A 22,272-nucleotide genomic window follows, 5' to 3' on the forward strand; every position below is an offset into this window, starting at 1 on the left:
GAATAATTAAAAGAAAGAAGTGATTCATGATAAACACGAGTCACTTCTTTAAAAAAAGGAAAAATTTTAAATGAATTTAAATTAACAAACATTAATCTAAATATATTAGAGATACTTATTTTTCTTGTTCTTCTTGGAATTTTTTAGCAATTTTAGCTTCAAAATCTTGAGGAATAGAACTTTGTTTGATTACGATTACGTCAGATTTAGCATATCTAACAATACCTTCAGAAACTGATCCCATAAGCATACGTTTGAATCCAGTTAAACCTGAAGAACCACAAACTACAAGGTCGATACCTTTTTCATCAACGATGTCTTCACTTAGAACAATTTTTGGAATACCTTGTTCAACAATACCGAATACTTTTGTTAGCCCAGCTTCTTTAGCAGCGTCCGCATAACTATCAACTAATTCTTTAGTACGTTTGTAGAATGAGTTGAAAATATATGGATCTGATAAACCAGAAGTTGCGATTGTCGCATCAATTACAGAAGCGATATATAACTCTGCATCTTCATTTCTCAGGGCGATAGCTACAGCATTTTTAAAAGCCCACTCAGCTTGTTTAGAACCATCAACTGCGACTAAAATTTTTGTATATTTGTTTTCCATAATCAGAACCTCCGACTTCTATTTCTATACTTATATTATACCATATTTACAAAAAAAGTAAACGCTATTTTCATAAAAACAGTATTAACTTTTAAAAATAAAGTAAAGAAAAACCTATAAGACTATACAACTTTGTATTTTCCTATAGGTTTAATTTTTTTGTTTTTATGAATATTGATTATACGTTTTCATCAACTACAGTGATAAGTCGTTTTCTCTTGTGCTCTTTATTATCTATTGTAACTTTATATACTAATTCGTATGTTCCAGGTTTAGTATTGTCTACTTCTCCTTCGATAATAAGATCGTCAAGGTAAGAGTGACCAGCTTTACGAGCAATTATTCCATCTTTACCTAGATCAATATCTTCTCCTACTTTAATAGTAGCATTCTCAGGGATAATAAAGTAAAAAGTACGCTCAAGACGACGTTCCAGACGTTTTCTGTATTTTTCTTCATCTTCTGCACTCATACGATCTCTAAGTTTTTCGTCAACTAAAGGCATTAGTTCAACTTCGGTATCAGCAATGCAGATTCTACTATTAACAAGTGTGAAAGTTTGTGTTCTTCCAGGTCCACAATAAGATTGACAACCTATGATGAATTCAGCATTAGGTGCTTTCTTTTTTAATTTCGGGATTAAAGTTTTAAGATTAACACCAAGACAGTCATCACATAATCTAAATGTTACTTTATCTTCAGTAACAACATTTTTATCATTTTGAGCCATAATTTATCCTTTCATATTTTATTTATTTGAAACTAGAATTTATTATATCATATATTTCTTATAAATAACATTTTAAAAATGTACTAGGAGATTAAATATTTCTAAATTTTTTTTTAAATATATTGTTTAAAACAAAAAGTGCTATAAATAGTAGTAATATGTGTAGAATTATCGTTGTAATTAAACTGATAAAAAATTCTTCGGGAACCATTTTTATAAGGTTAGATTCATCAGGACTCAATAACCATAGATCATTAGAAAATAGTAATTGATGGAATTTTATCCAAAATGAATTGAAATTGTATGAAATTATACCAGATAAAACTATAATTGAAACAATGAATGCTAATAATGTTTTATTAAAGGTTCTTGTAATATAGAACATTGTATGATTTTTGTATAAAACCATTATTAAAATAGTAGAAATAATAAATACAGCTATAAAAAATATCATAGTATAAAAACTTACATTATAAAGAGTTTTGACATCTTTCATATGAAGAATATCTTTTTCTGTAAACCAAGATGTATTTAATTCAGCTTTATTATTTAGATAATCTAAAAGATTCGATGTATTATTTATTAATTCATCACTTGTTGTACCTATATTAGCGGTTAAATTTCCTTTTGAATAGAAATTTTTATAAAAATTCAGATTAAAACAATTGTAAAATATTATACCAAGTATGGAACTAATAAAAAGTGAGAAATTTTGAAAAACAATTAATGTTTGTCGTATATATTTGTTCATATTAATACCTCCATTAAATATTATAGCACATTAATATTGAAGAATATAAGAGGTTTGTTAAAAATTTGGTTTACATATTTACAGGAATTAGCAAAAATAGGTGGATTTACAAAAGTTTTTGAGTAAAAAATATTTAATATTTATGTGAATTATGTTAAAATATATGTATATAGTTATTTATATTGGGGGAAATCATGAATAAGTTTTTTAAGATCTATTTAGAGTTAAGAGAAAAAATAGAGAATAGGCAGTATAAGTCTAATTCGCTTTTGCCAAGTGAAAATGAACTTGCAAGAGAATATGATGTTTCTAGGGAAACTATAAGAAAAGCTTTGTTATTATTATTAGAAAATGGCTATATCCATAAAATTCAAGGCAAGGGATCTATTGTTCTTGATGTTCATAGATATAGATTACCAGTAACAGGTCTTTTAAGTTTTAAAGAACGTCGACAATTTCATGACGTTGAAGCAACTACTAAGGTAATAGTTAATGAAGAAGTTGATGCTCCGGATTTTTTAGTACGCCTTGGTCTTGTGAAACGTGGAGAAAAACTAATTTATTTGGTTCGTCAGAGAATTGTTGATGGCGAAGCAGTAATATTAGATAAAGATTATATTAGGAAGAGTGCAATTGGAGAATTACCTACAGCTCGAGTAGAGGAATCACTGTATGAATATTTGGAAAATGATTTAGGTATAAAAATTTCATATGGAAATAAAGATTTTAAAATTGAGCCTATTAGTGAAGAGGATTCTACGTATATTGACTTAAATGGTCATAAACATATCGCAGTATTAAGAAGTGATGTATATACGGAAGGAACTGATTTTCTTCATTATACAGAAAGTCGTCATAGAGTTGATAAATTCCATTTTTCAGAATTTGCTAGAAGAAAATCTAATAGAATTAATTAAATTATTAATGCAAGAGAACTTTGAACAAAAATTTTTGTTCAAAGTTCTTTTTTGCAAAATTTCAAGTGAAAAATTCTTAAGTATTTTTTTTTACTATAATATTTTTCACTATATTATTTCTCAAAAGTTAATAAATGTGCTTCAAGAATATTAAATAAGTATAGAAATTTTGAAAAATACTTTCATGGAATTTTAAAGCAAAAATAATCGTTGAAAAAATAAAAAATTGAGTGTATAATAAGTATATGTTTGAAATTTCCGGGAAATAATTTCGGAAATATTTTTAGGGGGGTGTGAGGAAATAATGAAGATTATTGTTTATTCATTGACTGGAAATTGTAAAAGATTTGTAGACATGTGTGAGATTCCCGAGGGAGATGTAATTTATTTACAGGATATTGATTATGATATAGATTTCGATTATATCCTTATAACACCAACATTTGGTTTTGGAGAAGTACCGGTTGCAGTCTCTAGTTTTTTAAAAGAGAACCACAACCACTTAAAAGGTGTTGTTGGTAGTGGAAATAAAAACTGGGGTGAACGATTCGCCAACGCTTCTGAAATTATTAGTAGGGAGTATGATGTTCCATTACTGATGAAAATTGAATTACATGGAAGCAAAAAAGATATAAGTGAATTTAAAAAAATATATTTGGAGAGTGTAAAGAATGGAGAAATTTAATCATATTGAACTAAATAATGAAGTAACAAAAAGAGGCGATAATGGCTTTTTTAAATTAGAAAAAGATGTTGAAGCTATAGAAGAATTTCTTCGTGAAGTAGACTTTCGTACAGTAAAGTTCAATTCAGAAATGAAAAGACTTAGGTATTTAGTAGAAGAGAATTTCTACTACAATATCTTTGATAAGTATATTGAAGATGAAATTTTAGAATGTTTAGAATTAGCTGCAAACTTTAAGTTTGAATTTAAGAGTTATATGGCAGCAAGTAAGTTCTATAAGGACTATGCATTAAAAACAAATGATAAAAAACAATATTTAGAAAACTTTAACCAACACGTATTTATCGTAGCTATGTACTTAGCTGATGGTGATGTTGCTTTAGCGAAAGAGCTTATGATTGCGATGCTTGAGCAAAGATTACAACCTGCTACACCAACATTCCTAAATTCAGGAAGAAGCCGTCGTGGTGAGTTAGTATCTTGTTTCTTATTAGAAGTAGGTGATTCGCTTAACTCTATTAACTACATTGATTCAACAGCTAAGCAACTTTCAAAAATTGGTGGAGGAGTTGCGATTAACTTATCAAAACTACGTGCACGTGGTGAGAGTATTAAAGGTATTAAAGGGGTAGCTAAGGGTGTTATTCCTGTTGCTAAATCTTTAGAACAAGGTTTTGCGTATGCTGATCAACTTGGACAACGTCCAGGAGCAGGAGCTGTATATTTAAATATTTTCCACTATGATGTATTAGAATTCTTAGATACTAAGAAGGTTAATGCCGATGAAGAACTGCGTCTTCCAACGATTTCTACAGGTATTATCGTACCATCATTATTCTTTGATTTAGCTCGTGAGAATAAAGACTTCTATATGTTTGGACCACATTCAATCTATGAAGAATATGGTTTAGTATTAGATGATATTGATATTGCTAAATACTATGATCGATTTGTGGCTAACGAAAATATTATGAAGCGTAAATTTGATGCTCGTGATATGCTTAACTTAATAGCACAAACTCAATTACAATCAGGATACCCATACTTAATGTTTAAAGATAATGCGAACAAAAACCACGCACTTCGTGAAATTGGACAAGTTAAGATGAGTAATCTATGTACTGAGATTTTCCAATTACAAGAAACTTCAGTAATTAAAGATTACGGTGAAGATGATATCATTAAACGTGATATTTCTTGTAATTTAGCATCATTAAACATTGTTAATGTAATGGAAAGTAAAAAAATTAAAGAATCTATATACTCAGGTATGGATGCACTAACGTTTGTAAGTAATTCTACTAAGATTAAAAATGCGCCAGGTGTAGTGAAAGCTAACGATGAATTCCACTCTGTTGGATTAGGAGCTATGAACCTTAATGGATATTTAGCTAAGAACTTGATTGCTTATGAGAGTGAAGAAGCAAAAGATTTTGCTAATGTCTTCTTCATGATGATGAACTACTATACATTGGAACGTTCAATGCAAATTGCTAAAGATCGTAATGAAACATTTAAAGACTTTGAAAAATCAGATTACTATAATGGAAGTTACTTTACAAAATACATTGAAAATGACTATTTACCTGTAACTGAAAAAGTAAAAGCGTTATTTGAAGGGATTTATATTCCAACAAAAGAAGACTGGAGAAGTCTAAAAAATAGAGTAAAAGAAAATGGTCTATACCATGCATATAGAATGGCTATTGCACCAACTCAAAGTATTTCATATGTTCAAAATTCAACATCAAGTGTATTACCAATTGTTGATAAAATAGAACGTAGAAGTTATGGGAATGCTGAAACATTCTATCCTATGCCGTACTTAAGTCCAAAAACTCAATGGTTCTATAAGTCTGCATTTACTATGGACCAAATGAAACTTATTGACTTAATGTCAGTTATTCAAGAACACGTAGACCAAGGTATTTCTGTGATATTATTCGTAAATTCTGATATTACAACAAGAGAACTTGCAAGATATTATATTTACGCGCATCACAAGGGGTTGAAATCACTATATTACACAAGAAACAAACTACTTTCTGTAGAAGAATGTACTTCTTGTTCTATATAGAAAAGAGAGGAAAAATTACTAATTATGAAAGCTGTAAACTGGAATAAACAAGATGACTTAACTTTCATGTATTGGCGTCAAAATATTGCACAATTTTGGGTTGATACTGAGTTTAAAGTGTCAAAAGATATTAAAAGTTGGAATGAAGATTTAAATGATAAAGAACGTGAAGCATATAAAAAAGTATTAGCTGGTTTAACTGGTCTTGATACTCAACAAGGTGATAAAGGTATGCCTCTTGTATCTCTACATACAGAAGATATGAGAAAACAAGCTGTTTATAGCTTTATGGGAATGATGGAGCAAATTCACGCGAAAAGTTATTCAACAATATTCACATCTTTAATTCCTTCACAAGAAACAGACTATTTACTAGATGAGTGGGTTCCAAGTAATCCAGAACTTCAATATAAAGCGAAATTAATTGAAGACTACTATATGAAACTGTTCAAGCCAGAAGTGCCTACGTACGACTTATATATGGCTCGTGTTGCGTCAGTGTTCTTAGAAAGTTATATTTTCTACAGTGGATTCTTCTATCCTCTATATTTAGCAGGACAAGGAAAGGTAACGACTTCTGGAGAGGTTATTCGTAAAATTTTATTAGATGAAACTATTCATGGAAGTTTTACAGGATTTGATGCTCAAGAAGTATTCAAAACATTGACTGCAGAAGAGCAAGAACGTGCTGAAAAAGAAATGTATAAACTATTATTAGATTTATATGAAAATGAATTAGTATACACTAAAGACATATATAGTGAAATTGGTTTATATGAAGAAGTAAAAGACTATGTTGAATATAATGCTAACCGTGCATTAGCTAACTTGGGATATCCTGGATACTTCGAAGATAAAGAAATCAACCCAATTATTGAAAATGCGATGAATACAAATACTAAGAACCATGACTTCTTTAGTGTTAAAGGTGATGGATATGTAGTTAGTATGAATGTTGAGTCAATTGAAGATGAGGATTTCATTTTTGAATAGGTAAGTGATATGAAAATTTTATTAGTAAGACATGGTGAAACAAACTATAATAAAAATAGATTAATCCAGGGTCATAGCGACATTGAATTAAATGAAACTGGAAGAAATCAAGCGACTTCTGCGGGAGATAAGTTAAGTGGTCATAATATCGATTATGCATTTAGTAGTCCTTTGAAAAGGGCGGTAGAAACAGCGAGACTTATGCTTGATAACTCTAATAATAGTCAAAATATTTCTAAAGAAATAACTACGGATGAGCGTTTAATCGAAAAATTCTTTGGAGATTTTGAAGGTAGTACATTTGATGAGTATTTTTCTGCACTTGAATCTGAACAAGGATTAGAGTCGGTAGAAAAAGATGAAGATGTTTATGAGAGAGCTAGTTCATTTTTTAATGAAAAATACTTAAATCATAAAGATGATACAATTTTAGTGGTTTGTCATGGTGCATTAATTCGTGTATTTTTAAGAACATTAGGATTATATCCTGAGTCTAATATGCTAATTAATAATACTGCATTAAATGTGGTGCATTATGATGGACAAGAGTTCATATTAGAGAAATTTAATATATAGGCAAAACAAGGGGAGACTTAGAGATTGTGATTTAGTAAAGAGCAATTTTTATAAGTTTCTCCCTTATTTTTAATAAAGGAGAAAAATATATGCGTATAATTTTAGCACGGCATGGAGAAACAGATTACAATAAAAATAAAATGGTTCAAGGGCATACAGATATTCCTCTAAATGAAGAAGGAATTCATCAAGGAATTGCAGCAGGTAAAAAAATTGAAGGTTATGATATCGATATAGCTTATAGTAGTGTTTTAGGTAGAGCATACGATACAGCAAGATATATGCTAGATAATTCAAACAACGAAGATAATAAAAAATTAGCTGTAATTAAAGATAAAAGATTAATTGAAAAGTCATATGGCGGATACGAAGGGGTTTCTTTTGCCGAGTACGGAGCAGGAATGAAGGCAGGTGAAACGAGAGGAATGGAACTAGATTCTGAAGCTGCTGATAGAGTGGAGGTATTCTTTAAGGAAAAATATGAAGAACATCCAGAAAAAACAATGCTAGCTGTCTGTCATGGCGGTTTAATTCGTTCTTTCTTAACTCAAAAAGGAATTAAAGAAGTAGGACGTGGAGTTATAGTGAATACTTCAGTTAGTGTTCTTGACTATGATGGAGAGAGGTTTGAACTTATAGAGTTTAATAAATAAGTTTAGTGTTTTTACTCCAAAATAATACTTAAGAGATTTTATTTTTGAGACGCTTTCTATTGACAAATAGTGTTAAATTCTTTATACTATTAAGTAAATTAATATGTAAAACATTGAAGAGATAAGTAGATTATAATTGATTCAAAACAGAGAGCTTTCGGTGGGTGTGAGAAAGTAAGAAGAAATGTAATTGAAAATGGTCTCGGAGTAATAATTATCTAATAGGTAATTACGTCAGTGCACGATATAGTACAGCGGTATGAACACGTACCGATTAAGGTGGATATTTATATCCATAAACATGGGTGGTAACACGATAAACTCGTCCCTATTGCATTAACTTGCAATAGTGGCGAGTTTTTTTATTTAAGATAATGAACAGTTAAGGAGATAAAATAATGCCAATATGTATTCAAAATGAATTACCGGTAAAGAATAAATTATTAGAAGAAGGAGTAGTCGTAATAGAAGAAAATAGAGCTAAAAATCAAGATATACGACCATTAAAAATTTTAATTTTAAATCTAATGCCTAAAAAAGAAGAAACTGAGCGTCAATTATTAAGACTTTTAGGAAACTCTCCGCTTCAAATTACGGTAGAATTTCTTCATATGACAAGTCATATTGCCAAAAATACAGCGCAGTCTTACTTAGAAAAATTCTATAAAACATTTGATGAAGTAAAAGATAAATACTATGATGGACTTATTATTACAGGTGCCCCTATTGAACAATTAGAATTTGAAGATGTAAATTACTGGGGAGAACTAAATAGCATTTTTGAATGGAGTAAGACTCATGTCTTTTCAACATTAAATATTTGTTGGGCAGCCCAGGCTAGTTTATACTATCATTTTGGTGTCAAAAAAGAACAAGTAGATGATAAGATATTTGGAGTTTTTGAACATGATGTTCTTATAGAAAATCATACACTAACACGAGGATTTACAGATACTTTCTTAGCACCTCATTCTAGACACACTAAAATAGAAGAAGAGAAACTACCTAGCATTTCTGAACTTGATATATTAGCGAGATCAGAAGAGGTTGGGACATTAATCGCTGCGACTAAAGATCTTAGAAAGATTTTTGTAACAGGGCATATTGAGTATGATGCAGATACACTTCATAACGAATATGTACGTGATAAGAATAGTAATCTTCCAATCGAAGTTCCTGTGAACTATTACCCAGGAAATGATGATACGAAGGCACCTAAAAATAGATGGAGGGGTGTAGCTTACTTATTCTATCACAACTGGTTAAACCAAGTTTATCAACAAACACCATATGATTTAACAGAGTTAGGAAAATAATATAAAAGAAATAGACTTTACAGATATGCTTAAAACATATTGTAAAGTCTATTTTTAATTATCTTTTTTTTCGTTTTTTTTATCTGAGTTTTCCTCTTCTGTCAATCCCGAAATTGATTTTTTAAATGATGTGAACATTTTTCCGATTGATTCTCCAAGTTCAGGTAGACGTTTAGGACCAAAGATTATTAGAGCAGCTATGATAAGTACTATGACTCCAGGAGCCCCTATATCACGTAAAAATCCCATTACTTTTCACCTCTTTTGTTGTAAATATACTTGCTAATAATAATGCTAATTTCATAAATTAAAATTAATGGTATTGACATAACGATATCACTAATAAAGTCAGCAGGTGTAATGACTACTGCTATTACAATTAGTATAAAATATGCATATCTTCTATTTTTAGTTAAGAAGTTAGGTGTTAGTATACCTAATGATGTTAGGAATGCAACTATAACAGGGAATTCAAAAAGTATCGCTATCGGTATTGTCGTATTAATGACAAATGATAGGTAATTTTGAGCTGTTAATTGAGTGTTGAATAAATCATCCCCGATAGAAAGAAGCACGTTTAAGATAGCAGGAGTTACTAGAAAGAACCCGAAAGCTAATCCTACTGAAAAACAAATGAATACCGCAGGTATATAAGCTAATAATGCACGAGCTTCTTTTTCTTCTAATGCAGGTTTTATAAATGCCCAGATTTGATAACAAATAAATGGTATCGAAAATGTGAAGGCACAAAGTCCTGCAAGAGTTAGATATATCCATAGTATATCATTAGGTCCAAGAACAATCAATTTATTATTAAAATTACTAGTTAAAAATTTATAAATATCCGCTGACCATAATAAACTTACTATGAAAGAGACAATAAAAAACACAAGGCTTAGTATTAGTCTCTTTCTAAGTTCGGTTAGATGATCCACGGTAGAAACTTTATCCCCATATTTCATCGTTAGTTACCTATTTATTTTTAGATTTTTCATAGAATATACTAATTGCTACAACTATGATATAAATAAGTTGAGCTATTATTACTTCAAAACTAGGATAGATTCCTAATATTTCGATAGTAGGTAAGTAATCTATAATGTTATTTGATAGTATATCAGTTATTTGTAAAGCATGTATGCTTACTCCAAGCATTTTAAATCCTAGAATGTATATTAACCAAGACAGAACTAGGAATACTTTGCTAATAGGTAATTTTCCAGAAGCTTTAACCATAATTATACCGATGATTATTAAAGCGACAATAGCAAGAGCTATCCCTATTAATAAGTTACTTGTAGAAATTAATGGCATAATACCAGCATAGAATAAAATAGTTTCTGCACCTTCACGGAATACTGCTAGGAAGCTAAGTGTGAACATAGATATAAAGCTTCCAGTAGAAAGTACTAGATTTAACTTTGTATCCATATATTTCTTCCATGCTTTAACAGAACTTTTACTATGTAGCCAAATTCCAATACCTATCATCATAATTACTGCAAAGATACCAACAACACCTTCGATGATTTCACGGTTAGTACCAGATGATAGAGCAGGGAATGAGTATTTTAAAATAACAGCTGCAAGTATACTAGAAAAAATACCTACTAAGGCACCCGAATAAATCCAGATCAACCCTTTTTTCTGTTTAGCAGCTTTTAATGCACTTGCAAGAGATAAGACGATAATTAATGCTTCAACACCTTCACGAAGTAAGATTAGCATAGAATCTAATGCAGAATAGTTAGATTTCGTATCGATTTTTTTTAGCTCTGTAATTAAGTTTTTAAGTTGTTCTTGATACTTTTGTTCACTACCTTTAACCATAATTATAGGAGTTTCGCTTTCTACTTTTGTATATAGTGAAGCGTTTCGTGTTCGAACTTCTCCTTCTATAACAGGCCAAACTTCTATGAATTTCTTCATTTTCTGTGAACCTTGACTATTATTTCCATCTTTGAAGGCTGCAAGGCTATCTTCAAGAAGTTTTATTCCTTGTTCAAGTGTTTTAACTTCTGAATTTTGTTCTAGCTTTTTCCCAGCAAGGAAATCATCTAGATAAGTTTTTAGATCAGTTAAATATAATTTTGTAGTTTGATAGTCATAAGGTTCAACTTCCATAGAACTACGTAGAAATGACATTGTTGTTTCTACTTTTCCATAGTAAGCAGGTTCAAGTGTTCTTACGATACCTTCATTGCGCACCCAAGAAGCATTGTATTTAACATATTCTGCTTTCATAGTTTCAACATCTCTAGTGTCGATTGCTTTTTCTAATTTATCGAAAGCAGGATAAAGTTTCGTTTTAAAAGCTTTTTTCTCGGCTTCAACGTCTAAAGGATTTTGTTCATTTTCAAAAGCGAGTAGCGCTGTTGATAATTCCCTAAGTTGTTCCTCATTAATATCATTTGATTTTAATGTTTGTTTAACTTTTCTTCCATCTTCAGAATCTGAATTTTTCGTTGCTTCAAATTCTGTTTTAAATTCTTCAATTAATTTTTTAGCTTTGTCTTGTTCGTTATTTTTTATTGCAGTATTAGCGTCGGTAATTTTTATAAAAAGATTACTGTATGATTCTTTTGCTACAATAGTTTTTAAAAATGGAGAACTAAAACTGAAAAGAACGATAAAAGCTAAAATTATTTTAGTCAAATAGTTTTTTGCCAATATATTCTCCCTCCTTAATTCCTCCAAAACATGCAAATAGACCGCTACCGATATGAGTTATATATTCATTCATCTTATCTTCGTTTCCTAGACTATTCTGGATAGTTATAAATTGTTTTGGATCTTTTTGAAATGAGATAAATAGCAGTCCAGAGTCGAATTGTCCTGTAGTTTCATTTATACCGTCTGAATAAGAATAAGAACGCCTTAATAATTCTACACCAGGTTTATGTGCTAAGTGGACGTGAGAAGTTACAGGAATTAAAGGTTTCCCATCTGGACCCTTTTTATTAAGATCAATTGGGGCGAACTCGTCAGTTTCTCCGAAAGGAGCACCACTATCCTTATATCTTCCGAAGGTATTTTCCTGTTCATTTAAACTTGTTCTATCCCATGTCTCAAGGTGCATTTGTATACGTCTTACAGCCATGTAGCTACCATCTTTCATCCAGTTGTCCTTATCGCACCATACAATCTTATCAAATTGGTCTTCTTTAGTTGCATTAGCAGTACCGTCTTTAAATCCGAAAAGGTTACGTGGTGTTTCAAGACGATTACCAATAGCGGCAAAACCAGATTGGCTCCACTTCATAGTTACAGTAGAGCGAGCTTTTCTAACTAGGTTACGTACTGCATGGAAGGCTACCTGTTCATCATCTGCACAGGCTTGAATACAAATATCTCCACCTGTATATTTTTCTTTTAATTGTTCTCTAGCGAAAGGTGGTAAGTCTTTAAATTCTTCAAGACTTTTATTCTCTAAGTTCATTTTTTTTAAGAAACTTGGACTAACCCCAAAAGTCAGAGTTAAACGATAGGGATTTAACCCTACCGTTTCTCCAGTATCTTTTGGTGGTAAATAATGGTTTTTAAGAGCAGGTTCAACTAGTTCACCGTTCATTAATTTTTCACTATATTTAGTCCATTCCTTAAACATGTCGATTACATCATCACGCTTAGTCGAGTGTAAATCTAGTACGACAAAATAAGCACATTTTTGCATAAGAGTAGTAATTCCAGCTTGGTGTTTACCATAGAATGTGATTTTTTCTTCTCCATCAGCTATAGCTCTGTTGTTCTCAGCTTTATTTGCGAAAAATCCACCAAGAGCAGAAGCTCCAACAACTGCACCGGCTCCAGTCATTCCTGCTTTTTTCAGAAAATCACGTCTTGTTATTTTTTTGTCAATCCATTTTTTACCAGATTCTTCCATATTACTTAGCCTCTTCGTCTAAAATTACACCCATTTGAGAAAGTGGTTCTCCTAATTTTGTTACAGCTTCAGAAAGTTCTTTAGTATTTTCTTTTGTTAAATCAGTATATAGTTTATAGTGTTTTTCATCAGTTTTATATTTGTCTAATAAGCTATTTATTGTAGCGAATTTTTCAGTTAAATCCTTAGCTAATTTACCGTCTTTTTTCTCGATTAAAGGTTTAAAAATCTTAAAGATTTCTTCAGCACCTTCGATGTTAGCTTTAAAGTCGTATAGGTCAGTGTGAGAGTAAATTTCTTCTTCTCCTGTGATTTTTTGCGTTGCAACTTCGTTAAGTAAGTCAACAGCTCCAGTTACCATTAAATCAGGAGTAACTTCAACAGTAGCGACTTTAGCTTTTAATTCTTTAATGTCTTTTACTAGTTGGTCTGCATATTCTTCAGTACCTTTAGTAGTATTTTGTTCCCACATAATTTTTTCGATTCTGTGGAATCCTCTCCATCCTTCTTCTGTTTTATTTTCTTCAAGGTAGTCAGCAAGACGGAAGTCGATATTCACATCAAGTTCACCAAAACTTTCTGCGATAGGTTCTGAACGTTCGTAAGCCATACGAATAACAGGATATTGTTTCTTAGCTTCATCAAGATTTCCAGATTTAATAGTTTCAGCGAATTTTTCAGTATCTTTAAGTAGAGTATCTACTTGGTTTTCTACGAATTTTTTATAAAGATCGGTAGCTTGCTTAAGTTGTTCTTTTGTATCTTTAGATGTATCAACTTGAGCAGCTTTGTTTTCTTCTTTTTTATCTGTTTTAGCAGCACATCCGCTAATAACGATAGTACCAGCCATTAGGGCCATAAATAATTTATTTTTCTTCATTAATAAATATACTCACTTTCATGTTTTGTCTATTATAAATTATAATCATTATCAGTTAGAAAGTAAAGTGATAAGAAACAAATTGATATAAAAAGAAAAGTTTTATATGGTGAATAAAATTGTTTTTAGGAAACTAAAAAATAAATCTTTCTTTTTTATGTATCAGATAAAAGTTTAAAATAAAAGCTACTATAATATTATATTTTTAAAAATATATTTATATTATATAACAATATAGTAGAAATATGAAATTAATTGATTGAAAGTTAAGAATGTTTGATGTATAATGAAAGTAGATTTTTAGTAAGCGATATAAAAAAGCTACTAAGAACCTAAAAAATTAAGGTTACATTAACTTAATGTGATACATTTAAAAAGGAATAAAAGGCTTTATGAAACAAAAATTAAAAATATTTGCAACATCAAAATGGTTTGATTTACTAGGGGTTGTTTTAGTAATTAGTATTGCTATTGCATCAGGTTATTTAGCAACGAGATTAGATAAATTCGTTGATTGGGGTCCATGGACTGCACTTGTACCATTTGGACTTATTTCTGTAATTAATGTTGGTATTTCGATGCTATCTACAAGATTTACAGGAAAATTAAGTAAACTTGGTAACTACTTAGGTATTATTAATGCCGTATTATCAGGAGTTATTGATTATATCCTAGGTAACAAAGCTGCGATTATCACATACCCTGTAACATTTTTAATCTATTTGGGTGCGATCTATGTGTGGAATAAATCTACAGATAAACCAAATACAATGTCAAAAGCAAAATTATATACAGTTTTAACAGCAATTGCAATCCTTTCATTTGTATTTTCATATGCAACAAACTACATTGGATATCATGGTAAGATGAGTACTCTTGCATATATAACTACAATTGCATTTGCATTCTCATTAATGGGTAATGGATTAAATACATTTAAGCTAACTACACAATGGCCATTCTGGTTACTATATAATATTGTTCAACTTACAAAAGCAGTAGTTCAAGGAAACTTTGCTAACGTTGGTAAATATATCTTTTACATCATTAATAGTGTTGGAGCATTATTTGTATGGAAAGATTCTGAAAAATAAAATAGATTACAATTATAGATTTAAAGCTGTTGACAACTGTGCAATGATGCAGGAGTCAACGGCTTTTTTACGTACGAATTACAAATTAAAGTGCTCGATAAAAGACTAATTGGAATCAGATTTAAAGCTAAATATGTACTGATAATTTAATTTTAGTAAAATATTATTTTCTATGAGATAATAATTTTATAAACCACGGAATTGGATATTTTATATTAGAGGAGAATATATATGAAAAAAAGTATTGCTATATTTTCGAGTATTTTTATTGTGCTTATTATTTGTGCTACAGCTTATTATTTTATGTTTGGTAGTGGAAAAGATAAGAAGGTAAAAGAAGAATATCAAAAATATGTTGATATGATTAATATCAGTCACGATTTCGAAGCTGGAGCAAAAGGCTTAGAAACTCTAACTACTGACGTTGCTCAGAAGGCTATTCCTACTATCAAAACTGATATTAAAGTTGCAAAAGAGGTTAGAAATACTTCTATTAGTTTAAATGACAAAAAGGTTGATGAAGCAAAAGATAGTTTAGATAGAGCTAAAAAACTTGATACTAGTTCAAATTTTTCAGCTGCTATTAACTGGTTAAATGCTGATATTGAAAATTATAAGAGAGCAGAAGAAGAAATAAAAAATACTAAACTAGATGTGAACTTTAACAAGGATCTTTCTCAAATATTAGAAAAATATAAATTCAATAATAATAGTCTAAAACAATTACTAAGTGATGTAGGGAATAAACTTTATGAAAAAGCTCAAGAAGCTGCACAAAAGGCTAAGGAACTTGCAGAAAAAGCAAGAGAGTTTGAACGTAAGAAGAAAAGATCTGATGTCGAATTAGGTGGGCCAAATCCTGCATTATTAAATGACAGTAATTCATTACCTGCAGATGCTCAAGGAATAGGTGGAGCAACAAGTGAAGAAGGAGCGAGAAAAATGAGATCTGATCTTGTTAATCGATATAAAGGATATCTTCTAAAAAAATATAATGGGGAATCAATTGAATGGTCTGTAAATGGTAAGAGCTTTAAACTTATTAAGGAAGATGGAAGTAAGATAACTTTTACCACTCAACCTCAGCTTTATAGAAAAGTAGGAAATAGATTGGTTTCTGGAGTTAATCTTAATAGTGAAGAGGGTTCTGAATTTTTATATAATACTTAATATTTAATGATTATAAAAACTCAAGGTATGACATAATGTTGATTACCTTGAGTTTTCTTTTATATTTCTACAATATCTATATTAGCTTTTGTTTTATAAATAACATCTTTACGTTCAATAAGAATAGTAGCTTTTTCAGCTAGTTCTTTATTTTCTTTAATTTTACTTAGTAATTCACGACTTGGGTTCATGGCTACAGGATTTCCAACACGTCTTAACATGTTGTAATCACCATTAGTATCTCCATAAGCGAAAGATTGATCCAGATCAATGTTGTGTTCTTCAACTAATCTATCAATAGTTTTGTTTTTGCTATCTGCATCCCACATTGGAACTACTTCACCTGTAAATTTCTCATCTTCTATAATATATTTACTACCTATAGCTAAAAATGCATGATGTTTTTTACCCATCGCTTCGACAAGGTAGTCAGGACTTCCTGAAATGAAAATGATTAGGTGTCCATTTCTTTTGTGTTTTTCTATAATATCACGTGTGAATTTATAGACACGATCAGCTTTAAGTTTCATTACTTGTTCAGTCGCGAAGTCAATATATTTTTTGTGAAGGCCTGTTATTGCTTGTACATAAGCTTCGGAAACGCCAAATAGGTAGTTATCATAGTCTTCGAATCTCTTATCCCAGTTAATGTAACTATCCTTTACACCATTTAGCCAATATTTTTCATCTACAACTTCGTATTTTATTAATTTTTTAAAATGTTCTGTCATTAGAGAATCTCTATAAAGAGTTCCGTCAATATCAAAAAATGCTGCTATCTTTTTTTCTTTCATATTTTATCCTCCTAATATTAAAAAAAATTATTTCTATAAAGTTAAAGACGAGATTTACTCGCCTTTAACTATACTAGAATTTTGTTGCATCGACAGAGTCAATGTATTTTCTAAGTTCTGGAACAATATTAGAGATAGTTCCGTCTTCGAATGGATTTTCTAGGTTAGCTTCTTTAACTAACTCTAAGAATGGTTTAGTTCCACCTAGTTTACATAGGTGTAGGTATTCTTTCCATGCTTTTTCTCTATTTTCGTTAGCTTTTTTCCAGAATTGGAATGCACAAACTTGAGCTAGTGTGTAGTCGATGTAGTAGAATGGGACACTGAATAAGTGACCTTGTCTATAGAAGAATAGACCTTCATCAAGTTCTGGAATATCTTCGTAGTAACGAGATGGTAAGTATTTTCTTTCGATTTCTAACCATTTCATACGACGCTCTTTTGGAGTTAATTCCGGATTTTCATACACTTCATGTTGGAATTCATCAACTGTAACACCATATGGTAAGAATTTGATTGATGTTGCCATGTGATAGTATTTGAATTTCTCTGTTTCATCTTGGAAGAATAAGTTCATCCAAGGCCAAGTTAAAAATTCCATACTCATTGAGTGAATTTCGCAAGCTTCGTATGTTGGCCAAACATAATCTGGCATATGATGTCTACTTTGGAAAACTTGGAAAGCATGTCCAGCTTCGTGAGTTAGAACTGTAACATCATGAGGTGTTTGGTTAAAGTTAGCGAAGATAAACGGTGCCTTGTAGTTTGGAATAAATGTACAGTAACCACCACCAGCTTTTCCTGGTTTTGTATCTAAATCTAATAAGTTATTTTCAGTCATAAATGTGAAGAATTCATCAGTTTCAGGTGATAATTCTTTATACATAGTTTTAGCATGGTCAACAAGTGTTGGACGATCTCCTTTTGGAGTAGGGTTACCTGATTTGAATGTTACACCTTCATCGTGGAATGAAAGTTTTTCAAGCCCTAGACGGTTAGCTTGAGCTTTTTTAAGTTCCTCAACTACAGGAACGATTTCCTCAAAAATTTGTTTTCTGTAGTTTGCTACATCTTTTGCATTGTAGTCTGTTCTGTGTAAGCGTAGGTAAGCAACCTCTACAAAGTTATCAAATCCAAGTTTTTTCGCAATACGAGTACGAACTTTAATCATACGATCATAAATGCTATCGTATTGTTCTAAGTTTTCTTTAAAGAATTTAGCTACAGCTTGGTTTGCTAATAGACGAGTTTCACGGTTAGCATCTTGTGTGTATTTAGCCATACCACTTAAGTTGTGTTCACCACCATCAAATGGAATTTTAGCACTTGAAGTTAGTTTAGTGTATTCTGAAGAAAGTTTGTTTTCTTCTTTTAAATCTTCAATGATTTCATCGCTAAATACTTTTAGAGAAGTTTCGATTAGATTGAAGTAATGTTCTCCAATTTCTTTTTTTAGTTCTTCTTTGAATTTTGAATTGAATATTGCTTCGTCAAATTTGCTGTATAGAGAGTCTAACTCAGGGCCAAACTCATCCCAAAATTCTTGTTCAGCTTCATAGAATTTATCAGTTGTGTCAATTGTTACACGAATTTCTGATAATTGTGACATTGTACTTACGTTATTACGAAGTTCATTATATTCATTGAAAATATCTAGTGTCTCTTTAGCGTTAGTTGCAGAGTTTAGTCTTTCTACTAATGCTGCTAATTGTTCTTTTAATTGATCTGTATTTGGTCTTGTATATTGGTAATTTTCAAAAGTCATAATACACCCTCCTAAAAATTTTTATTTATAAATTATCAATAATACTATGATAACACGAAATAAATAAAAATACAAAAATAACTTTCAGAAAATTCAAAAATAAAGATAGAAAATTAAAGGAATATTTTATGTAAAATAAAACTTTTAAAAAAATGTCAGTTAGGAAACTTTGACCTTTGACATTCTGTTATATTTATGAAATAATTATGTATGTACGAAGATACCGTAATAAATAATTAGAAATAAAGGAGAAAAGATTTGATTACTACTAAAGATATAATTATTGATCCACATGCAACGCTTAGAGCACGTGCCGAAGAAGTAAAAAGTCCTATCTCAGACGAAGATAAAGCTATTTTACGTGGATTATTAGAGTATGTTATTGCTTCACAAGATGATGAAAAAGCAGAAAAATTAGGACTAAAACCTGGAATAGGTTTAGCTGCACCGCAAATCAACGTTTCAAAAAGAATGATAGCCGTGCACATTCCAGATGAGGAATTCCCAGAAGATACTGTTTCTTATGCACTATACAATCCAAAAATCATCTCAAATTCAGCAACAAAATGTTACTTAGCTGGTGGAGAAGGGTGTTTATCTGTAGATAAAGATATTAAGGGATATGTTCCTCGTTATTCAAAAATTAAAGTAGTTGGTTATAATGAGAATGATGAGAAAGTTACTTTAACTTTAACAGACTTACCAGCAATTTGTTTCCAACACGAAATTGATCACTTAAATGGAGTTATGTTCTACGATCATATTAATAAAGAAAATCCATTTGATGTGCCAGCTGAATACGAAAAACTATAATAAAAAGGGCGATACAATTTTGTATCGCTCTTTTAATAATGTTTGCATTAATTTTAATCTATGATATAATATTATTATCTAAAGGATAGGAGAGTTTATAAAATGAAAAAGATATTACAAATTATATCAGTCTTTTTATTAGTATTTTTAGTCGGATGTTCCGAAAAAGAAGGTAGTAAGGTTTATGTTAAGAAACAACCTGGTGTACAGATGGAAATTACACTTTATTATAAAGGTGATGTTGTAACGAAACAAACAGCCAAAAATATTATTACTTATTCTGAACTAGGACTAACTAAAGAAACCTTTAAAAAACAAGCGGAGAAATTCGGAGAAAAGCTCAAAGGTATAAAAGGGTTAGAAGATAAAGTTGATTATCAAGATAAAGTTGCTATAGAAACTGTAACAGTTGATTATTCTGTAGCTGATATTAATGAATTAAAAGGTCTTCCATGGCCAAGTTCTGGAGATAAAAAAGTAAGTCTGAAAAAAACAGAAGAAAAACTTATAGAAGAAAGATTTGATGAGAAAAAATAAAAAATAATAGACCTATCGAGTATTTTCTCGAAAGGTCTATTTTCTATAATATCTCTTTTTCTTTAATATTGTAATGTAGATAAGCATCGATAAAATCGATTATTTCACCATCCATTACTTTGTCTACTGTAGATACTTCATAGTTTGTTCTGTGATCTTTTACCATTGTATATGGAGTAAATACATAGGAACGAATTTGTGATCCCCAACCGATATCCTTTTGTTCACCACGAATTGCTGCTAATTCTTTTTCTTTTTCTTCTATTTCAAGTTGATATAGTTTTGATTTTAAATTTTTCATTGCAGCATCTTTATTTTTAATTTGGCTTCGTTCTGCTTGTGATTGAACGACGATACCAGTAGGAAGGTGGGTAATACGAACTGCTGAATCAGTAGTGTTAATATGCTGCCCACCAGCACCTTGAGCTCTGTAAGTGTCTATTTTTAAATCTTCATTATTAATTTCGATATTAATTTCATCATCATTAAATTCTGGAATTACATCGATTGAAGCGAACGACGTATGTCTTTTTCCAGATGGATCAAAAGGTGAGATACGAACAACTCGGTGAACACCTTTTTCTCCTTTTAATAATCCATATGCAAAGTCACCTTCAATTTTTATAGTTGCTGATTTAACTCCAGTGATATCACCAGATTGATAGTTTAAGTAACTATATTTTAATCCTTGTTTTGTGAAGAATCTTTCATACATACGTAACATTAATTCTGACCAGTCTGTAGCATCAGTTCCACCAGCTCCGGCATGTATTTCTAGTATAGCAGTGTTGTTATCATATTCTTCAGAGAATAGTAATCTAAAGCTAAAATCTTCAACACTATTTTTAAGATTGACTACTGTTTCTAGTAAATCTTGATATATTTCTTCATCATCTTCATCTTTTAGAAATTCAACCATCTCTTCAGAGTGCTCTAAATAGTCTATCATTTCACTAAATTCATCAAGTTCTTTTTTTATACTTTTTGATTCTGTAACTAATAGACTGGCTGCTTCGCTATCATTCCAAAAATCAGCCTCTAGCATCATATTTTCAATTTCAGCAACTCGTTCAGTTTTATCTTCTATTTTTAATGAAGTTTTAAATTCCGTTATTCTTTTGTTAATTTCTTCGAGTTCTTTTCTAAGTTCAATAAGTTCCAAAATTTTTACCTCTATTAACTTCTTTCGTTTACTTATTATACAAGAATTTTCATGAAGATACAAGGAAGGTGAGGATAAAATCCAGTGTATTCATAAGAAAAAAGTGTTTATCAGCAAGATTAAAAGTTCTAGCTGATAAACACTCTATTTATAAAATTTTATTTTTTCTCTACAGCACCATTTTTCTTAAGGTTTTCTTCTATGTAGCTTAACTTTCTTTCTTCATCTAAAGAAGATTTTTTGAAATGCAAGCGATCCTTATCTTTTTCAAAGTTTATTTTAGTAAAATCTAGATCCCAAGTAATAATTACTTTTCCATCTTTCTTTTCAATAGTGTAAGAAAGTCCATCGATATCTTTATTCTCTTGGTCGATAGATGTCTTTATACTATTGTAGGCTGCTTCTTCATCAGTTCCTAGGTCAGTGATATTAGAAATAGTTTTTAGTCTATTAACAACCTCGCCTTTATAAGTTAATGTAGTTTCATTTTCTTGATTACTTCCATATTTTGTAGTAAATACTTTTGTCTTTTCACTACTACATGCAGTTAGTATAAGTAGGGAAGATAAAAGTATAGTGCAAAGTCTAAATATTTTCTTCATTATAAAAAAACTCCTTTTCTATTGATAACCTATATTATATCATAAGTGATGAAAATTTTTGAAGGGTTTTATTATTATTTGTTTCAATATATACTTTTTAAGACTCATTTAAAACTTGGTATTACAAGGTTTTTCTTATATGGAAAACAGAAAGGTCAAAAAAAGTCAAAAAAATTTTAAAAAAGGTATTGACTTATTTTGACCTTAATGATATTATTATATATGTGATTAGCAGTCGGGTAGTTAGAGTGCTAAAAC

General features: G+C 30.4%; 23 protein-coding genes, 1 pseudogene and 1 other annotated feature. Of the genes and pseudogenes, 11 read left to right on the forward strand and 13 right to left on the reverse strand.

Features of this window, described 5'->3' with window-relative positions:
* Positions 1-115 precede the first annotated feature (115 nt).
* From GEMHA0001_RS01310 to GEMHA0001_RS01320, 4 genes and pseudogenes are all read right to left on the reverse strand, one after another.
* The gene (locus tag GEMHA0001_RS01310) at positions 116-616 is read right to left on the reverse strand and encodes a universal stress protein (RefSeq protein WP_004263573.1); all 501 of its coding nucleotides are present in this window, start codon (positions 614-616) and stop codon (positions 116-118) included.
* Positions 617-794: 178 nt separating this feature from the next.
* Complete coding sequence (locus GEMHA0001_RS09355) at positions 795-1,052, reverse strand: immunoglobulin-like domain-containing protein (protein WP_418744620.1); 258 nt, start codon at positions 1,050-1,052, stop codon at positions 795-797.
* Positions 1,032-1,346 (reverse strand): annotated as a pseudogene (locus tag GEMHA0001_RS09360) (YuzB family protein); the annotation flags it as partial. The pseudogene GEMHA0001_RS09360 and the gene GEMHA0001_RS09355, both read right to left, overlap by 21 nt.
* A gap of 91 nt (positions 1,347-1,437) precedes the next feature.
* Complete coding sequence (locus tag GEMHA0001_RS01320) at positions 1,438-2,097, reverse strand: TIGR01906 family membrane protein (RefSeq protein ID WP_003144046.1); 660 nt, start codon at positions 2,095-2,097, stop codon at positions 1,438-1,440.
* 194 nt (positions 2,098-2,291) lie between these two features.
* On the opposite strand from GEMHA0001_RS01320, the gene treR reads away from it, so the two are divergent.
* The 7 genes from treR to GEMHA0001_RS01355 all read left to right on the forward strand — a co-directional run bounded on the left by treR (position 2,292) and on the right by GEMHA0001_RS01355 (position 9,314).
* A complete protein-coding gene (gene treR / locus GEMHA0001_RS01325; protein ID WP_004263558.1) occupies positions 2,292-3,014 on the forward strand; it encodes a trehalose operon repressor in 723 nt (240 codons plus the stop codon).
* A 304-nt stretch (positions 3,015-3,318) separates the two neighbouring features.
* Positions 3,319-3,699, forward strand: coding sequence for a class Ib ribonucleoside-diphosphate reductase assembly flavoprotein NrdI (gene nrdI / locus GEMHA0001_RS01330; protein ID WP_004263540.1), 381 nt, complete (start codon positions 3,319-3,321; stop codon positions 3,697-3,699).
* Positions 3,686-5,776, forward strand: a complete 2,091-nt coding sequence (gene nrdE, locus GEMHA0001_RS01335; RefSeq protein WP_004263348.1) for a class 1b ribonucleoside-diphosphate reductase subunit alpha — start codon at positions 3,686-3,688, stop codon at positions 5,774-5,776. Before nrdI ends, nrdE begins: the two co-directional genes overlap by 14 nt.
* Positions 5,777-5,800: 24 nt before the next feature.
* Positions 5,801-6,769: a class 1b ribonucleoside-diphosphate reductase subunit beta gene (nrdF, locus tag GEMHA0001_RS01340; RefSeq protein WP_003143984.1), complete on the forward strand. Its 969-nt coding sequence runs from the start codon at positions 5,801-5,803 to the stop codon at positions 6,767-6,769.
* Between the two features lie 9 nt (positions 6,770-6,778).
* Entirely contained in the window at positions 6,779-7,345 is a 567-nt protein-coding gene (locus GEMHA0001_RS01345) for a histidine phosphatase family protein (RefSeq protein ID WP_004263432.1), read from the forward strand.
* Between the two features lie 89 nt (positions 7,346-7,434).
* Positions 7,435-7,998, forward strand: coding sequence for a histidine phosphatase family protein (locus GEMHA0001_RS01350; RefSeq protein ID WP_003144006.1), 564 nt, complete (start codon positions 7,435-7,437; stop codon positions 7,996-7,998).
* Between the two features lie 104 nt (positions 7,999-8,102).
* Positions 8,103-8,331 (forward strand) — a binding site (T-box leader).
* A 65-nt stretch (positions 8,332-8,396) separates the two neighbouring features.
* Complete coding sequence (locus GEMHA0001_RS01355) at positions 8,397-9,314, forward strand: homoserine O-succinyltransferase (protein ID WP_004263329.1); 918 nt, start codon at positions 8,397-8,399, stop codon at positions 9,312-9,314.
* Positions 9,315-9,368: 54 nt separating this feature from the next.
* Here the strand turns inward: GEMHA0001_RS01355 and GEMHA0001_RS01360 are convergent, their stop codons facing one another.
* Genes GEMHA0001_RS01360 through efeO form a run of 5 tightly spaced genes read right to left on the reverse strand, consistent with a single transcriptional unit; the run spans position 9,369 to position 14,077 of the window.
* The gene (locus GEMHA0001_RS01360) at positions 9,369-9,563 is read right to left on the reverse strand and encodes a twin-arginine translocase TatA/TatE family subunit (RefSeq protein WP_003143958.1); all 195 of its coding nucleotides are present in this window, start codon (positions 9,561-9,563) and stop codon (positions 9,369-9,371) included.
* A complete protein-coding gene (gene tatC, locus GEMHA0001_RS01365; RefSeq protein ID WP_004263411.1) occupies positions 9,563-10,276 on the reverse strand; it encodes a twin-arginine translocase subunit TatC in 714 nt (237 codons plus the stop codon). The genes GEMHA0001_RS01360 and tatC overlap by 1 nt, the downstream gene beginning before the upstream one ends.
* Before the next feature lie 10 nt (positions 10,277-10,286).
* Positions 10,287-11,984: an FTR1 family iron permease gene (locus GEMHA0001_RS01370; RefSeq protein WP_004263343.1), complete on the reverse strand. Its 1,698-nt coding sequence runs from the start codon at positions 11,982-11,984 to the stop codon at positions 10,287-10,289.
* Positions 11,962-13,197: an iron uptake transporter deferrochelatase/peroxidase subunit gene (gene efeB, locus GEMHA0001_RS01375; RefSeq protein WP_004263509.1), complete on the reverse strand. Its 1,236-nt coding sequence runs from the start codon at positions 13,195-13,197 to the stop codon at positions 11,962-11,964. Before efeB ends, GEMHA0001_RS01370 begins: the two co-directional genes overlap by 23 nt.
* Before the next feature lies 1 nt (position 13,198).
* A complete protein-coding gene (efeO, locus tag GEMHA0001_RS01380; protein ID WP_004263396.1) occupies positions 13,199-14,077 on the reverse strand; it encodes an iron uptake system protein EfeO in 879 nt (292 codons plus the stop codon).
* Between the two features lie 392 nt (positions 14,078-14,469).
* Here efeO and pnuC point away from each other — a divergent pair, with 392 nt between their 5' ends.
* Positions 14,470-15,171, forward strand: coding sequence for a nicotinamide riboside transporter PnuC (gene pnuC / locus GEMHA0001_RS01385; RefSeq protein WP_003144047.1), 702 nt, complete (start codon positions 14,470-14,472; stop codon positions 15,169-15,171).
* Between the two features lie 231 nt (positions 15,172-15,402).
* Positions 15,403-16,341: a hypothetical protein gene (locus GEMHA0001_RS01390; RefSeq protein WP_004263419.1), complete on the forward strand. Its 939-nt coding sequence runs from the start codon at positions 15,403-15,405 to the stop codon at positions 16,339-16,341.
* A 59-nt stretch (positions 16,342-16,400) separates the two neighbouring features.
* On the opposite strand, the gene GEMHA0001_RS01395 is transcribed toward GEMHA0001_RS01390, so the two are convergent.
* Together GEMHA0001_RS01395 and GEMHA0001_RS01400 are read right to left on the reverse strand one after the other, a co-directional pair.
* On the reverse strand, positions 16,401-17,135 hold the full coding sequence (locus GEMHA0001_RS01395; protein WP_004263633.1) for an HAD family hydrolase: 735 nt from the start codon (positions 17,133-17,135) through the stop codon (positions 16,401-16,403).
* Positions 17,136-17,208: 73 nt separating this feature from the next.
* On the reverse strand, positions 17,209-18,900 hold the full coding sequence (locus tag GEMHA0001_RS01400; protein ID WP_004263398.1) for a M3 family oligoendopeptidase: 1,692 nt from the start codon (positions 18,898-18,900) through the stop codon (positions 17,209-17,211).
* A gap of 258 nt (positions 18,901-19,158) precedes the next feature.
* Between GEMHA0001_RS01400 and def the strand changes: the two genes are divergently transcribed.
* Positions 19,159-19,713, forward strand: a complete 555-nt coding sequence (gene def / locus GEMHA0001_RS01405; protein ID WP_003143976.1) for a peptide deformylase — start codon at positions 19,159-19,161, stop codon at positions 19,711-19,713.
* A 102-nt stretch (positions 19,714-19,815) separates the two neighbouring features.
* A complete protein-coding gene (locus GEMHA0001_RS01410) occupies positions 19,816-20,250 on the forward strand; it encodes a DUF1307 domain-containing protein (protein ID WP_003143968.1) in 435 nt (144 codons plus the stop codon).
* Between the two features lie 43 nt (positions 20,251-20,293).
* Here the strand turns inward: GEMHA0001_RS01410 and prfB are convergent, their stop codons facing one another.
* Entirely contained in the window at positions 20,294-21,412 is a 1,119-nt protein-coding gene (gene prfB / locus GEMHA0001_RS01415; RefSeq protein ID WP_004263386.1) for a peptide chain release factor 2, read from the reverse strand.
* A gap of 158 nt (positions 21,413-21,570) precedes the next feature.
* Positions 21,571-22,014, reverse strand: a complete 444-nt coding sequence (locus GEMHA0001_RS01420) for a DUF1307 domain-containing protein (RefSeq protein WP_003144010.1) — start codon at positions 22,012-22,014, stop codon at positions 21,571-21,573.
* Positions 22,015-22,272: the final 258 nt, after the last annotated feature.

This window comes from Gemella haemolysans ATCC 10379 (assembly GCF_000173915.1).
GTDB classification, from domain to species: Bacteria; Bacillota; Bacilli; order Staphylococcales; family Gemellaceae; genus Gemella; species Gemella haemolysans.

Excerpts from the sequence above, each read along its gene's own strand:
- GEMHA0001_RS01310 (WP_004263573.1), bottom strand. The coding sequence starts at position 616 with ATGGAAAACAAATATACAAAAATTTTAGTCGCAGTTGATGGTTCTAAA.
- GEMHA0001_RS01320 (WP_003144046.1), bottom strand. The coding sequence starts at position 2,097 with ATGAACAAATATATACGACAAACATTAATTGTTTTTCAAAATTTCTCA.
- treR (WP_004263558.1), top strand. The coding sequence starts at position 2,292 with ATGAATAAGTTTTTTAAGATCTATTTAGAGTTAAGAGAAAAAATAGAG.
- nrdI (WP_004263540.1), top strand. The coding sequence starts at position 3,319 with ATGAAGATTATTGTTTATTCATTGACTGGAAATTGTAAAAGATTTGTA.
- nrdE (WP_004263348.1), top strand. The coding sequence starts at position 3,686 with ATGGAGAAATTTAATCATATTGAACTAAATAATGAAGTAACAAAAAGA.
- nrdF (WP_003143984.1), top strand. The coding sequence starts at position 5,801 with ATGAAAGCTGTAAACTGGAATAAACAAGATGACTTAACTTTCATGTAT.
- GEMHA0001_RS01345 (WP_004263432.1), top strand. The coding sequence starts at position 6,779 with ATGAAAATTTTATTAGTAAGACATGGTGAAACAAACTATAATAAAAAT.
- GEMHA0001_RS01350 (WP_003144006.1), top strand. The coding sequence starts at position 7,435 with ATGCGTATAATTTTAGCACGGCATGGAGAAACAGATTACAATAAAAAT.
- GEMHA0001_RS01355 (WP_004263329.1), top strand. The coding sequence starts at position 8,397 with ATGCCAATATGTATTCAAAATGAATTACCGGTAAAGAATAAATTATTA.
- GEMHA0001_RS01360 (WP_003143958.1), bottom strand. The coding sequence starts at position 9,563 with ATGGGATTTTTACGTGATATAGGGGCTCCTGGAGTCATAGTACTTATC.
- tatC (WP_004263411.1), bottom strand. The coding sequence starts at position 10,276 with ATGAAATATGGGGATAAAGTTTCTACCGTGGATCATCTAACCGAACTT.
- efeB (WP_004263509.1), bottom strand. The coding sequence starts at position 13,197 with ATGGAAGAATCTGGTAAAAAATGGATTGACAAAAAAATAACAAGACGT.
- efeO (WP_004263396.1), bottom strand. The coding sequence starts at position 14,077 with ATGAAGAAAAATAAATTATTTATGGCCCTAATGGCTGGTACTATCGTT.
- pnuC (WP_003144047.1), top strand. The coding sequence starts at position 14,470 with ATGAAACAAAAATTAAAAATATTTGCAACATCAAAATGGTTTGATTTA.
- GEMHA0001_RS01390 (WP_004263419.1), top strand. The coding sequence starts at position 15,403 with ATGAAAAAAAGTATTGCTATATTTTCGAGTATTTTTATTGTGCTTATT.
- GEMHA0001_RS01395 (WP_004263633.1), bottom strand. The coding sequence starts at position 17,135 with ATGAAAGAAAAAAAGATAGCAGCATTTTTTGATATTGACGGAACTCTT.
- GEMHA0001_RS01400 (WP_004263398.1), bottom strand. The coding sequence starts at position 18,900 with ATGACTTTTGAAAATTACCAATATACAAGACCAAATACAGATCAATTA.
- GEMHA0001_RS01410 (WP_003143968.1), top strand. The coding sequence starts at position 19,816 with ATGAAAAAGATATTACAAATTATATCAGTCTTTTTATTAGTATTTTTA.
- GEMHA0001_RS01420 (WP_003144010.1), bottom strand. The coding sequence starts at position 22,014 with ATGAAGAAAATATTTAGACTTTGCACTATACTTTTATCTTCCCTACTT.